13 protein-coding genes are annotated in these 13,056 nt (G+C 64.3%); 1 reads left to right on the top strand and 12 read right to left on the bottom strand.

What is annotated here, in order from left to right:
* Window positions 1-45: 45 nt before the first annotated feature.
* Together nusA and rimP are read right to left on the bottom strand one after the other, a co-directional pair.
* Window positions 46-1,689: a transcription termination factor NusA gene (gene nusA / locus ACQK2M_RS24215; RefSeq protein ID WP_425419922.1), complete on the bottom strand. Its 1,644-nt coding sequence runs from the start codon at window positions 1,687-1,689 to the stop codon at window positions 46-48.
* 19 nt (window positions 1,690-1,708) lie between these two features.
* A complete protein-coding gene (gene rimP, locus ACQK2M_RS24220; RefSeq protein WP_425419923.1) occupies window positions 1,709-2,338 on the bottom strand; it encodes a ribosome maturation factor RimP in 630 nt (209 codons plus the stop codon).
* A 215-nt stretch (window positions 2,339-2,553) separates the two neighbouring features.
* Between rimP and ACQK2M_RS24225 the strand changes: the two genes are divergently transcribed.
* Entirely contained in the window at window positions 2,554-3,372 is an 819-nt protein-coding gene (locus ACQK2M_RS24225) for a polysaccharide deacetylase family protein (RefSeq protein WP_425419924.1), read from the top strand.
* 3 nt (window positions 3,373-3,375) lie between these two features.
* Here ACQK2M_RS24225 and trmB read toward each other — a convergent pair whose 3' ends face one another.
* The 10 genes from trmB to ACQK2M_RS24275 all read right to left on the bottom strand — a co-directional run bounded on the left by trmB (window position 3,376) and on the right by ACQK2M_RS24275 (window position 13,050).
* Window positions 3,376-4,077: a tRNA (guanine(46)-N(7))-methyltransferase TrmB gene (trmB, locus tag ACQK2M_RS24230; RefSeq protein ID WP_425419925.1), complete on the bottom strand. Its 702-nt coding sequence runs from the start codon at window positions 4,075-4,077 to the stop codon at window positions 3,376-3,378.
* Entirely contained in the window at window positions 4,074-5,345 is a 1,272-nt protein-coding gene (gene metK, locus ACQK2M_RS24235) for a methionine adenosyltransferase (protein WP_223479148.1), read from the bottom strand. Before metK ends, trmB begins: the two co-directional genes overlap by 4 nt.
* A 148-nt stretch (window positions 5,346-5,493) precedes the next feature.
* Complete coding sequence (locus ACQK2M_RS24240; protein ID WP_425419926.1) at window positions 5,494-5,913, bottom strand: helix-turn-helix domain-containing protein; 420 nt, start codon at window positions 5,911-5,913, stop codon at window positions 5,494-5,496.
* A 134-nt stretch (window positions 5,914-6,047) separates the two neighbouring features.
* Window positions 6,048-7,649, bottom strand: coding sequence for an apolipoprotein N-acyltransferase (lnt, locus tag ACQK2M_RS24245; RefSeq protein ID WP_425419927.1), 1,602 nt, complete (start codon window positions 7,647-7,649; stop codon window positions 6,048-6,050).
* Window positions 7,650-7,714: 65 nt separating this feature from the next.
* The gene (locus ACQK2M_RS24250) at window positions 7,715-8,863 is read right to left on the bottom strand and encodes a hemolysin family protein (RefSeq protein ID WP_223479151.1); all 1,149 of its coding nucleotides are present in this window, start codon (window positions 8,861-8,863) and stop codon (window positions 7,715-7,717) included.
* A gap of 17 nt (window positions 8,864-8,880) precedes the next feature.
* A complete protein-coding gene (gene ybeY, locus ACQK2M_RS24255; protein WP_425420127.1) occupies window positions 8,881-9,360 on the bottom strand; it encodes an rRNA maturation RNase YbeY in 480 nt (159 codons plus the stop codon).
* Window positions 9,357-10,370 (bottom strand): PhoH family protein, encoded by a 1,014-nt coding sequence (locus tag ACQK2M_RS24260; protein WP_425419928.1) that lies wholly within the window; start codon window positions 10,368-10,370, stop codon window positions 9,357-9,359. The genes ybeY and ACQK2M_RS24260 overlap by 4 nt, the downstream gene beginning before the upstream one ends.
* Window positions 10,367-11,776 carry a tRNA (N6-isopentenyl adenosine(37)-C2)-methylthiotransferase MiaB gene (gene miaB / locus ACQK2M_RS24265; protein ID WP_425419929.1) on the bottom strand — a complete coding sequence of 470 codons (1,410 nt, stop codon included), beginning with the start codon at window positions 11,774-11,776 and terminating at the stop codon, window positions 10,367-10,369. Before miaB ends, ACQK2M_RS24260 begins: the two co-directional genes overlap by 4 nt.
* A 9-nt stretch (window positions 11,777-11,785) precedes the next feature.
* Window positions 11,786-12,613, bottom strand: coding sequence for a lysophospholipid acyltransferase family protein (locus ACQK2M_RS24270; protein ID WP_425419930.1), 828 nt, complete (start codon window positions 12,611-12,613; stop codon window positions 11,786-11,788).
* Window positions 12,610-13,050 carry a Fur family transcriptional regulator gene (locus ACQK2M_RS24275; RefSeq protein ID WP_223479155.1) on the bottom strand — a complete coding sequence of 147 codons (441 nt, stop codon included), beginning with the start codon at window positions 13,048-13,050 and terminating at the stop codon, window positions 12,610-12,612. The genes ACQK2M_RS24270 and ACQK2M_RS24275 overlap by 4 nt, the downstream gene beginning before the upstream one ends.
* Between the last annotated feature and the right edge of the window lie 6 nt (window positions 13,051-13,056).

A 13,056-nucleotide genomic window follows, 5' to 3' on the forward strand; every position in this document is an offset into this window, starting at 1 on the left:
CCCGCCCAAGTGCCGTTATCTCCGTCCGCGCGCGCATCGTTCGTCTCAGGCGTCGAAGATCACGCCGGTCGAGACCGGAGCTTCTTCCACGGCTTCCTCTTCGCCTTCGCCCTCGACTTCCTCCTCGGAGGCGCGCAGGTCCTCCTCGGTGATCCAGCCGACGGCGAGACGCGCGGCGACGACCATTTCCTCGGCATCAACGCGGCTGACGCCGAACGGCGTCAGGACGCCGTCATGGAACGTCGTCTCGCCATCCTTGCGCTCGCGCCAGCCGACGAGATCGTCGGAGGCACAGCCGGCGAAGTCTTCCATCGACTTGATGCCTTCCTCGCCGAGCGCGACCATCATCGCGGTGGTGATGCCGGGAACTTCGCGAATTTCGTCTGCGACGCCCAGAGTCTTGCGCTTCTCGTCGTTTTCCGCCTCGATGCGGTCGAGGTGCTCGCGCGCGCGGGTCTGGATCTCGGCGGCGGTTTCCTCATCGAAGCCCTCGATGGAGGAGACTTCCTCGGCATCGACATAGGCGACTTCCTCGATCGAGGTGAAGCCTTCCGAGGCCAGGACCTGGCCGACCATCTCGTCGACATCGAGCGATTCCATGAACAGGTTCGAGCGCTCGACGAATTCCTTCTGACGGCGCGCCGATTCCTCTTCCTCGGTCAGGATGTCGATATCCCAGCCGGTCAATTGCGAGGCAAGACGGACGTTCTGGCCGCGGCGGCCGATGGCCAGCGACAGCTGCTCGTCCGGCACGACGACCTCGATGCGCTCGGCATCCTCGTCGAGGACGACCTTGGCGACTTCGGCCGGCTGCAGCGCGTTGACGATGAAGGACGCCGCATCGGGCTGCCAAGGAATGATGTCGATCTTCTCGCCCTGCAATTCGGCGACGACCGCCTGGACCCTGGAGCCGCGCATGCCGACGCAAGCGCCGACCGGGTCGATGGCCGAATCGCGCGAGACGACGGCGATCTTGGCGCGCGAACCGGGGTCGCGGGCGACAGACTTGATCTCGATGATGCCGTCGTAGATTTCCGGCACTTCCATCTGGAACAGCTTCGCCATGAACTGCGGATGGGTGCGCGACAGGAAGATCTGCGGACCGCGCTGTTCGCGGCGCACGTCATAGACATAGGCGCGCACACGGTCGCCATAGCGGTAGGTCTCGCGCGGGATCAGTTCGTCGCGGCGGATGATCGCCTCGGCGCGGCCGAGATCGACGATCACATTGCCGTATTCGACGCGCTTGACCGATCCGTTGACGATCTCGCCGACGCGGTCCTTGAACTCGTCATACTGGTTGTCGCGCTCGGCCTCACGGACCTTCTGCACGATGACCTGCTTGGCGGATTGTGCGGCGATACGGCCGAAATCGAGCGGCGGCAACTGTTCGGCGATGAAGTCACCGGGCTGGGCGTCCGGGTTGCGGTCGCGGGCCTGCTCGATGGAAATCTGCGTCGCCGAGTCCTCGACGGTCTCGGAGACCTCAAGAAGACGCTGCAGCTTGATCTCGCCGGTCTTGGTGTTGATATCGGCGCGGATATTCGTTTCCTGCCCGTAGCGGGACTTCGCGGCCTTCTGAATGGCATCGGCCATTGCGCCGATCACGATGTCCTTGTCGATGAGCTTCTCGCGCGCCACGGCATCGGCGATCTGAAGAAGTTCCAACCTGTTTGCACTGACAGCCATTGCGGTCTCCTGTGGGCCTTCAGTTGTCCGTATCGTCGTCGGATACGGAGTCCTCGTCTTCCAGTTCCAGTCCACGCGCCTGGCGGGCAGCCTTGTCGGCCTTCAGCGCGGCGCGGATCAAATCATCGGTCAGGATCAGCCGTGCATCGGCGATCGTGTCGAGCGGGATATCCGCGACCATCGAATCGCCGAAGCTGGCCTTGTCGGATTCCAGCGTGACGCTGTCCTGCGAAAGTCCGGTGATCGTGCCGCGAAAGCGCTTGCGCCCCGCGACAATCACCGACGTGTCGATCTTCGCCATATGGCCGCTCCAGCGCGCGAAATCGGACATGCGCACAAGCGGCCGGTCGATGCCGGGCGATGACACTTCAAGGTGATAGGCCCGGTCGATCGGATCCTCGACGTCGAGCAGAGGCGAGATCATGCGCGACACGTTCTCGCAATCCTCGACGGTCATGGTGCCGTCGGCACGCTCGGCCATGATCTGAAGCGTCAGTCCGTTCATTCCGGACAGGCGGACGCGGACCAGCCGGTAGCCGGCCGAATTGAGCACGGGCTCGACGATCGACGCGACGCGCGCATCCACGCCCGTCTCGCGGACGATGCGCTGTTCGTCATTTTCGATCGGCGCCAGATATGCGTCGCTCAATTTGGTGTGTTCCTCACCGCTAAAACAAAAAGAGCGGGTCCTTGCGGGCCCACCCTTGTTCAAAAGACCAAGAATTTGAACTCCATATACGCCCCGCGCGGACAAAGCGCAAGGGGCGCGAACTTTCAGCGGCGCGGCAGGCCCGCGACGGGCCGAAAGGGTCCATTAACCATAATCGGCGAAAACAAACGGGCGAAACAGACCGTGCGAGTCCCATGTTCCAGCGCCTTCTGCCGCCGCTGCTCGGCGCCCTCCTCATCGCCGGTTGCGCGAGCAGCCAAACCCCGGACAAATTCCGCAAATCTCCCGAAGCCGGCAGCACCGAAGTCGCCTCCGCCTTCGTCAGGCCCGGACGGGCGCCTTTCGATGACGTGCTACCGCGAAAGGGGCGGCTCGCCGGGCGGACCATTTCCGTTTCGAATGTCTACGACATCCGTCTGAAGCCGCGTGAAGTGATCCTGACTTTCGACGACGGGCCGGTGCCGGGACGCACCGATTCCATTCTCAAGACGCTCGACCAGTTCGGCGTGAAGGCGACCTTCCTGATGGTTGGCCAGATGGCGAAGAGCCATCCCGAGACCGTTCGCAAGGTGGCAGGCCGGGGGCATTCGATCGGCAGCCATACATGGGGCCATCCGAACCTTGCGCATATGAGCTTCGATCGGGCGGTGGCCGAGATCAAGCGCGGCGAGGATGCGATCCGGGCCGCCGGCGGCGGGCCGGTCAGGTTCTTCCGGTTCCCCTACCTCGCCGATACCAGCCGGCTTCGCTCCTATATGGCGTCGCGCGGCGTCGTCGTTCTCGATGTGGACATCGATTCCAAAGACTATTTCAAATCAGGGCCACAACAGGTTTCGGCGCGCACCATGGCGTCGCTTCGGCGCAAGGGCGGCGGCATCATCCTGTTCCATGACCTGCAAGCGCGCACGGCTGCGATGCTGCCGGGCTTCCTCGCGGAGCTGAAGCGGAACGGATACTCGGTCGTCCATATCGTGCCGCGACGCGGACCCTTGCAGTTGGCCTCGGCCAAGTGACCGCTATTTGCGCCGAAATGTGAGATAGGCCGGCGTCCGGCCTTCGCGCAGCGCCTTGGCCTCGTAACGCGTGCCGGGCCAGCCTTCATAGGGCGTGCGCCAGTCGGATGCATTGCGCGCCGGCCAGTCGAAGTCCGGATGGGCGTATATGTGCCGGAGCGTCCAGTTGACATAGGTGTCGATGTCGGAGGCGAAGCGGAAGCGCGCGCCGGGCTTAAGGACACGCGCGAAGCGGTCGAGATTGACCTCGTTGACGAAGCGCCGCTTCCAATGCCGCATCTTCGGCCACGGATCGGGATAGAGCAGATCGATCCCGTCCAGGCACGCATCGGGCAGCCAGTCGAGCAGCTGCGTCGCGTCATCGTCGTAAAGGCGGACATTGGTCACGCCCGCATCGCCCGCCGCCGCGACGAATTTCGCCATGGAATTCACGAAGGGCTCGACACCGATGAAGCCCGTTTCCGGGTTTTCGAGCGCACGATGCAGCAGATGCTCTCCGCCGCCGAAGCCGATTTCGAGGAGGACAAGCTCCGGCGAATGATCGAACAGGTCGGCAAGAGCCGCAGGGGCGGGTTCCGTCAGGTCGATCTTCCACGCCGGTAGAAGGCGGCCGAGTTGTTCCGCCTGGCGCGGCTTCAACGTTTTGCCGCGGCGGCGACCGAAAAACGCCTCGGTTGCCCGGGAGCGTCGCTTCTCTTCGGTCATTTCACGCCGAGCGCGGCCTTCAGCGGCTTGACCAGGTTGGTCCTCTCCCAGGAGAAGGATCCGTCACGGCCGGGCTTGCGGCCGAAATGGCCGTAGGCCGCGGTCCTGGCGTAGATCGGCTTGTTGAGATCGAGATGCTTGCGGATGCCGGTCGGCGAGAGGTCCATGACCTCGCGCAGAGCCGTCTCGATCGCGGCATCATCGACCTTGCCGGTGCCGTAGGTGTCGACATAGACCGACAGCGGCTGCGCGACGCCGATGGCGTAGGAAAGCTGGATGTTGCACTTGTCGGCGAGCTTTGCGGCGACAACGTTCTTGGCGAGATAGCGCGCGGCATAGGCGGCGGAACGGTCCACCTTGGTGGTGTCCTTGCCGGAGAAGGCGCCACCGCCATGCGGCGCGGCGCCGCCATAGGTGTCGACAATGATCTTGCGGCCGGTCAGGCCGGCGTCGCCGTCCGGGCCGCCGATGACGAACTTGCCGGTCGGGTTGATGTACCAGACGCAGTCATCGGCGATCGGCAGTTCGCCCAGCGCCTCGCGGATATAGGGTTCGACGACAGAGCGGACCTTCTTGTTGTCCCAGCTGTCGTCCATGTGCTGCGTGGACAGCACGATGGAGACCACCTCGGCGGCCTTGCCGTCCTTGTAGCGCACGGTGACCTGCGACTTGGCATCGGGGCCGAGCATCGCGGCATCGCCCTCGCCCGCGTGGCGGGCTTCGGCGAGCAATTCGAGGATCTTGTGGGCGTAGAAGATCGGCGCCGGCATCAGATCCGGCGTCTCGTTGCAGGCATAGCCGAACATGATGCCCTGATCGCCCGCGCCTTCCTCGCCCTGCTTGTCGGAGGCGTTGTCCACGCCCTGGGCGATATCCGCCGACTGGCCGTGCAGCAGCACGTCGATGCGGCAGGTCTTCCAGTGGAAACCGTCCTGTTCGTATCCGATGGAACGGATCGCGCGACGGGCGGCGGACCGGAATTTCGACGGATTGACCATCGGATGGCCGGTTGCGTCGGTGACGAAATTGCCGGCCTTGTCCTTCTTGAGCATGGTCTCAGGCACACGGACCTCGCCGGCGATCACCACGCGGTTGGTGGTCGCCAGGGTTTCGCAGGCCACGCGTACGCGCCACTTTTCCTCTTCGCCATGCTTGCGCGCCTCGCGATAGACCAGATCGACGATCTCGTCGGAGATCCTGTCGCACACCTTGTCGGGATGCCCCTCGGAGACGGATTCGCTGGTGAAAAGATAGTCCTGACGCGCCATGGATAATGTCCCCGCTTTGTCAAACGCGCCTAGACCGAACGGCGGCGCAAAGTCCGCCCTCGTTAGGCAAGTGACGAATTTCGGTCAAGCAAAAAGCGGGATTCGCTTAAAGATATAAGGATAAGTGCATATCCATTGGCCGCGTCGTTCAACCGTCGTCGGATTCGGCCGCGAGCGCCTTGACGAGATCGATGATACGGCGGCGCACCTTGGGGTCCGAAATGCGCACGAACGCCCGGTTGAGCTGCAATCCCTCGGCACTCGACAGGAAATTCACGACATAGGACGACGAGCTCTCATTCATGCCGCCGACTTCGGACGTCACGCTGTCGCCAGGCGCATCCTCGAAGAAGAAGGAAACCGGGACGCCAAGAATGGCGGCGATGTTCTGCAGCCGGCTGGCGCCGACGCGGTTGGTTCCCTTTTCGTATTTCTGCACCTGCTGAAAGGTGATTCCCAATTGCTCGCCGAGCTTCTCTTGGCTCATTCCCATCATCGTACGCCGCAAGCGGATACGTCCGCCAACGTGAATGTCGATCGGATTGGGTTGCTTTTTGTTCGCGGTCATTAATTGCCCTTGCCGACCAGCGGCTGTTTATCATTTTTATTTCCAAGGACCAGAGTGACGGCAGCGGAGCCGACATCACGTAGCGTAGCATAACAGCCAATTTCACGCGATTCAAAGCGCGTTAATCAACATGATTAATGCCTGAAGGTGTGCCGGAGTTCCTCATACCGGCCGATGAAGGCGGCCAATGCCAGCGCCGCGATCAGGCCCCAGAACGTGAAAAGGCCCTGCCGCGCATACCAGGTCGGGGCCAGTGCCTGCGGCAGCCGCGCCTCGACGGCGCCTTGCGGGCCATAGCCCAGTGCGGCGGACTGCCGCCCAAGGGCATCGTAGATCGCCGAGACGCCGTTATTAGCCGCGCGAAGCATGGGCAGACCGTTCTCGACGGCGCGAATGCGCGCCTGATGGGCGTGCTGATAGGGTCCCGGCGTGTCGCCGTACCACGCGTCATTGGTCACATTGACCATCACCGTCGCCGGTTCGCCCTCGGCTTCCGCTTCATAGGGGAAGATGGCTTCGTAGCAGACCGAGGGCAGGACAACGACGCCGCCGGGTAGCGACAGCGCACGCCGCCGCTCCGCCGGCGAATAGCCGCGATCGGCTGCGGCGGCGATCGCCTTCAGGCCGATGCGTTCGAGCAGCGGCCGCAGCGGCAGGTATTCGCCGAAGGGCACGAGGTGCTTCTTGTCGGCGGCATCGAAGATCACGCCGTCGCTGTCGAGCGCGAGAATGGAATTGTAGTAGGTTGGCATGCCGTCGGCCCGGTCGACCTCGCCGAGGCGTGCCGCTCCGGCGAGCAGGACCTGACCCGGCGCGAGCGCAGCCGCGATCGCCGCGACGGCCTGCGGCGCTTCCGTCAGGAGGAAGGGAACAGAGGTTTCCGGCCAGATCACGATATCGGGCGTGCCGCCCGTGGGTCCCGGCTTTTCGGTCAGCGCGATCAGCATGTCGAAGATCTCGTTGCGCTTGGCCCTGTCCCACTTCTCCGACTGGTCGATCGCCGGCTGGACGATGCGCACCAGCGGCGCGCCGGCTTCCGGTTCACTCGCATCCGCCAGCCGCCAGTATCCGTAGCCGGCGTCCGCGGCGACAAGGACAACCAGCATCGCGGCGGCCAGACCCGCGCGGCGCGCGCCCTGCGCCATCGCCGCCGGCAGGGAAAAGGCGAAAACGGCAAGCGCGTTCATGCCGAAGACGCCGAGGACGGCGGCCGGCTGCATCAGGATCGGCACGGGCATGGCGGCATAGCCGACGGCATTCCAGGGAAAGCCGGTCAGGACGAAGCTGCGCAGCCACTCGGCGACACCGAAACCGAAGGCAAGCGCGGCGATCCGGCCGAGACCGTCCGACCACAGAATACGGGCGAGGACGGCGGCCAGACCGTAGAACACGGCGAGAAGCGCGGGGATCAGGGTTACCGCGAAAGGCCAGAGCCAGATGAACTCCTCGGCATCGACAAAGAGCGCATTGCCGACCCACCAGAGCCCCGCAACGAAATAGCCGAAGCCGAACAGCCAACCGGTCGCGAATGCGGGCCACGCCATGGCGATCCAGGACCGCGAGGGCCGCGCGATGGCGCCGTCGATCATCCAGACGAGAATCGGGAATGACAGGAAACAGACGACGAAGGCGTGCAACGGCGCCTGGCCGAGAACAGCCGCCGCTCCGGCACCGAACGCAAGCAGCGCGCGTTTCCAGCCGGTCATCAGCACTATGCGGTTGGCCAGACGCTCCATCAGCGGGTCCGAAGGCGAATCATCTCAGTTTGGAGACTTATCAGCCAAGCATCGCCGAAGCGATGTCACCCCGCATTTTCCGCCGACTTTAGCGCCGTTTCGGCAGTGGCGACGGGTTCGGCCTCGGGCACGGCGTCCTGCTGGGGCACCGGAAGCTCCCGTCCCTGCGGATCGCGGCGCGTCGCACGGCGCTTGGCGCGCAGGATGCGCACGCGCTTGATGCGGCGTGGATCGGCCTCGAGGACCTGGAACTCGTAACCGGCGAAGGACGCGATGACCTCGCCGCGCACCGGAATGCGCCCGAGAAGGGAGAAGATCAGGCCGCCGATTGTGTCGACATCGTCGTCCTCGGTTCGCGCGGCTTCGAGAAAGTCCTTGCCCAGCGCATCGGAAAGATCCTCCAGATAGACGCGGGCGTCGGCGACGATGGTGCCGTTGGCGTCCTCGGTGAACAGAACTTCCTCGTCGTCGTGCTCGTCCTCGATATCGCCGACGACCATCTCGACGATGTCCTCCAGCGAGACGAGACCGTCGGTGCCGCCATATTCGTCGATGACGAGCGCCATCTGGATACGCTGCGTCTGCATGCGCGCCATCAGGTCGGCGGCCAGCATGGAGGGCGGCACGAACAGTACCTCGCGCGGCAGCTTCAGTTCCTCGATCGTCTTGTCGAGTTCCACCCTGCCGAGATCGAGTTGCGATATCGAATTGTGGCCGACCGTCGCGGTTCCGTTCTTGCGCCGGCCGCGCGGCTTTTCACCGGCGACGCGGGTGATAGACGCGACGACGTCGCGGATGTGGACCATGCCGCGCGGATCGTCGAGCGTCTCGTCATAAACCGGCATGCGGCTGTGGCCGGATTCCTCGAACAGCTTAAGCAATTCGCCGAGCGTGGTCTTCTGGTCGACCGCGTCGATCTCGGCGCGCGGGATCATCACGTCCTCGACGCGCACCTCACGCAGGCGGAGGATGTTGTGCAGCATCGCGCGCTCGCCCGGCGTGATCGTCTGATCCCAGACACCGTTGCCTTCCAGCGCGTCCTGCAGGTTTTCGCGAATCGTCGCGGCCGAATGCGGCCTGAAAAGAAACAACAGGCGTTGAAGGAAACCCGGCTGGCCGCGTGACTTGCCGGACCCCGTGTCGGGACTTCGGGGGTCGCCGTCGCCCGGATCTTCCGGTCTGGCGGCGTCGCTCTCGTTACTGGTCATCGGCATCGAATAGTTCATTTGTCTCAAGAATAGGGATCGGCAATGCCCATGTCAGCAAGAATCGCGCGCTCCGCGGCTTCCATCTCTTCGGCATCCGTGTCGTTTTCGTGGTCATAGCCCAAAACATGCAAAAAACCATGAACAACAAGATGACGCAGATGGTCATCGAAAGGCTTGCCTTCAAGCTCCGCTTCCGACTTCACGGTTTCGAAGGCGATGACGATATCGCCGAGCATCGGACCGGGCGGATCGCCCGGCGACAGCGGGAATGCCGGGAAGGAGAGTACGTTGGTCGGCTTGTCCTTGCCGCGCCACTGCGCATTGAGCACGCGCATGGCCTCGTTGTCGGTGAAGACGATCGACAATTCGCTCCCGGCGTCGCCGAGGCCGAGACGGGCGACAGCGGCGTCAACCGCCCGGCGCGACAGCGCGGCCAGTTCGTCCTCGCCGGCCCAGTCGCCGGCTTCCACCCCGACATCGATGCTTATGGTCAAATGCGTCAGTCCGGATTGCGATCGTAGGCGGCGACGATGCGGCCGACCAGCGGATGGCGCACCACGTCCTTCTCGTTGAAGCGCACGGTGACGATCCCCGGCACGTCGTGCAGGATCTGCAGCGCCTCGACAAGGCCCGACTTCGCGCCGAGCGGAAGGTCGACCTGCGAGGGATCGCCCGTTACCATCATCACCGAGTTCTCGCCGAGACGGGTCAGGAACATCTTCATCTGCATCGATGTCGTGTTCTGGGCCTCGTCGAGGATAACGGCCGCGTTGGTCAGCGTGCGACCGCGCATGAAGGCGAGCGGCGCGATCTCGATAACGCCGGCGGCGAGCGCGCGCTCCACCTTGTCGGCGGGGATCATGTCATACAGCGCGTCGTAGAGCGGGCGCAGATAGGGATCGACCTTTTCCTTCATGTCGCCGGGCAGGAAGCCGAGCCGCTCACCCGCCTCGACGGCGGGGCGCGACAGGATGATCCGCTCGACGACGCCGCGTTCCAGCAGCATGGCGGCATGCGCCACGGCGAGGAAGGTCTTGCCCGTGCCCGCCGGGCCGACGCCGAAGACAAGCTCGGCACGGTCGAGCGCGCGGATATAGGCATCCTGGTTCGGCGTGCGGGCGAAGACGGTCTTCTTGCGTGTCGAAATCTGCGCCGCGGCAAGCTTGGCCGGCTGGCTGATCGTCGGCAGCGAGAGCTGATCGTCGGCGGCCACGGCCATGCGCAACGCGCCGTCGACATCGGAGGTGTCGGGCTCATCGCCGCCTGCTGCCAGCCGGTCGTAGAGATAGTCGAGCGCGCGGCGCGCCTGCTCGGTCGCGGTCGGTTCACCGCGGATCGTGACCTGATTGCCCTTGGAGCGAACATCGACACCGAGGCGCTGCTCGATCAGCGCGAGATTCTCATCGAACTGCCCGTAGAGCGCACGGGCATGGTCATTGTTGTCGAAGCTCAGAACGATATGCGCCAGATCGGAGGCGCCGGTTGCGGGATTCACCTTGGCTTCTGCGTTCAAGCCGTCTGTTCCACTTCCCTGTTGTCCGCGATCAGGCTGTTCGCGGAGACCTTGCTGATTCGCACCTCAACAATGTCGCCGATTTTTCCGACATTTTCATCACAAACAACAGGCTGAAGCCAGGGGGACCGTCCGACGAGCTGTCCGGGCTCGCGACCGGGCTTTTCCAGGAGCACGGGAAGGGTCCTGCCGCACAGCCCGTTCATGAAGGCGGCCTGCTGTTGATCGAGCAGCGCCTGCAGCGACAGAAGCCGCGCCGACTTGACGTCTTCGGCGACCTGGCCGCCCATGTCGGCGCCCGGCGTGCCGGGACGCGGCGAGTATTTGAACGAGAAGGTCTGGGCATAGCCGACGTCGCGGATAAGGCGCATCGTGTCCTCGAAATCGGCATCCGTCTCGCCGGGAAAGCCGACGATGAAATCGCCAGACAGGGCGATGTCGGGCCGTGCCGCGCGAATGCGATCGACAAGACGGCGATAGTCGTCGGCCGTGTGCTTGCGATTCATCGCCTTGAGGATGCGGTCGGAGCCGGACTGCACCGGGAGATGCAGATAGGGCATCAGCGCCCCCAGATCGCGATGGGCCTCGATCAGGTCGTCATCCATGTCGCGCGGGTGGCTGGTCGTGTAGCGAAGGCGGTCGAGCCCGTCGATTTCGGCCAGTTCGCGCAGGAGCCGTCCAAGACCCCATTCGCCGCCGTCCGGTCCCTCGCCGTGCCAGGCGTTGACGTTCTGGCCGAGAAGCGTGACTTCGCGCACGCCCGCTTCGGCCAGGCGACGCGCCTCTGCGACAATCTGCGAGACCGGTCGCGAGACCTCGGCGCCGCGCGTATAGGGCACGACACAGAAGGTGCAGAACTTGTCGCAGCCCTCCTGCACGGTGAGGAAGGCGGTGACGCCGCGCGCGCGCACCTGCTTTTCGTCGCGCTCCGGCAGTTTCTCGAACTTGTCCTCGATGGCGTAATCCGTCTCGACGACCTTGTCGCCGCCACGGGCGCGCGAAACCACCTGCGGCAGGCGGTGGTAGGTCTGCGGGCCGATGACGAAATCGACCACGGGCGCGCGGCGGATGATCTCCTCGCCTTCCGCCTGGGCGACACAACCGGCGACGCCGATCAGCATCTCGCGGCCATCGGCGCGACGCATGTCGCGCAGTTTCCGGAGGCGTCCGAGTTCCGAATAGACCTTCTCGGCGGCCTTTTCGCGGATGTGGCAGGTGTTGAGCAGCACCATGTCCGCATCGTCCGGAGAGGTGGTTTCGACATAACCGTCCGCGCCCAGCGCATCGGCCATGCGCTGGCTGTCATAGACATTCATCTGGCAGCCATAGGTCTTGACAAAAACCTTGCGCGCATTCGCCGAAGCCGGCACGGCCTCGCGATCCTCTATCTTGACGAATTCGTTCATGGGCGCTCCTTAGCGCTTTTCGTCGTCCGTGAGAAGCGGTTCGCGACCGCGAAGAACGCCAGAGGCCATCTCGCGAACGGCGTGTTCGCAGGCTGCGGCGAGCGCCTTTCGATTGGCCATGTCGCCAACCACGATCGGCTCGCCGAAACAGACGACCACATCGATAGCGCCTGCTTCGAGCACGCCGGCCACGTGGGGGCCCAGTTCGACATCGCCCGGCCATGCGGCGACGGGGCGATCGAAACGCCCCATCGGCACGCCGTGCAGATGGGTGTAGACGATGGCGACCGGCTGCACGCGGACGGACTCATGGGCGACTTCGCTGCCCGGACCGACGCCCACCGCACCGAAAAGCGCGGATTTGAAGGGCAGCAGGAAATTGCCGTCCGAGGTCGTTCCTTCCGCAAACAACACGATGGCGTCGCCGCGGGCAAGCCGCTCACGAATCTGGCCGGCCTGCTCGCCCACCTTGCCGCGCCGCTCGCGTTCGATGAACAGCGTCTCCTGCAGCTTCGCCAGGATCGACACGCCCGGCCAGCCGCCGACCTCGTGCTTGGCGACGTAGGAGACCGGCGCGGCCGCGCCCAGCGCGACGATATCAAGCCAGGAAACGTGATTGGACGCGATCAGGACGCCGGCGCTTTCGTGGATGGCGGGCCTGCCGATCACATTGACCCGCAATCCGAGCATCCGCGTGGCGACACGGTGCCAGACATGCGGCAGCCGGCGGCGAAGCGGATGGCCAGCACGGATGGCAGCAATCTGGATCGGAAGGAGGACAGCCGTCATCGGCACGAGGATGCCGATGACGAGGGCCAGACGAATGCGCCGGATCACCCCCCGTCCTTCTCCTTTTCGTCGAGCGGCACGGCATAGAGTTCCAGCCGGTGATCGACGATGCGATATCCCAGTTCGCGGGCGATCTCCTCCTGTAACGCCTCGATGCGGGCATTGCGGAACTCGATCACATCGCCCGACTTCACGTCGATCAGGTGATCGTGGTGTTCGTCAGGGATCGGCTCGTAGCGCGCCCGGCCGTCGCGGAACTCGTGCTTTTCGATGATGCCGAGATCCTCGAAGAGCTTGACGGTTCGATAGACGGTGGAGATCGAGATATTGCCGTCGATGGCGACCGCACGGCGATAGAGTTCCTCGACGTCGGGGTGGTCATAGGCGTCCTGCAGGACGCCGGCGATGACGCGGCGCTGGCCGGTCATGCGCATGCCGCGCTCGACACACAGTTCCTCCAGCGTCTTCCCGTCTTCCTCGGCCATGGGACC

Origin of the sequence: Oricola indica (genome assembly GCF_965227485.1) — a bacterium.
In the GTDB taxonomy this organism is placed as follows: Bacteria; Pseudomonadota; Alphaproteobacteria; order Rhizobiales; family Rhizobiaceae; genus Oricola; species Oricola indica.

Coding starts and splice junctions, on each gene's coding strand:
- ACQK2M_RS24275 (WP_223479155.1), bottom strand. CDS start 13,050: ATGGCCGAGGAAGACGGGAAGACGCTGGAGGAACTGTGTGTCGAGCGC.
- ACQK2M_RS24225 (WP_425419924.1), top strand. CDS start 2,554: ATGTTCCAGCGCCTTCTGCCGCCGCTGCTCGGCGCCCTCCTCATCGCC.
- ACQK2M_RS24240 (WP_425419926.1), bottom strand. CDS start 5,913: ATGACCGCGAACAAAAAGCAACCCAATCCGATCGACATTCACGTTGGC.
- lnt (WP_425419927.1), bottom strand. CDS start 7,649: ATGGAGCGTCTGGCCAACCGCATAGTGCTGATGACCGGCTGGAAACGC.
- trmB (WP_425419925.1), bottom strand. CDS start 4,077: ATGACCGAAGAGAAGCGACGCTCCCGGGCAACCGAGGCGTTTTTCGGT.
- miaB (WP_425419929.1), bottom strand. CDS start 11,776: ATGAACGAATTCGTCAAGATAGAGGATCGCGAGGCCGTGCCGGCTTCG.
- metK (WP_223479148.1), bottom strand. CDS start 5,345: ATGGCGCGTCAGGACTATCTTTTCACCAGCGAATCCGTCTCCGAGGGG.
- ACQK2M_RS24250 (WP_223479151.1), bottom strand. CDS start 8,863: ATGCCGATGACCAGTAACGAGAGCGACGCCGCCAGACCGGAAGATCCG.
- nusA (WP_425419922.1), bottom strand. CDS start 1,689: ATGGCTGTCAGTGCAAACAGGTTGGAACTTCTTCAGATCGCCGATGCC.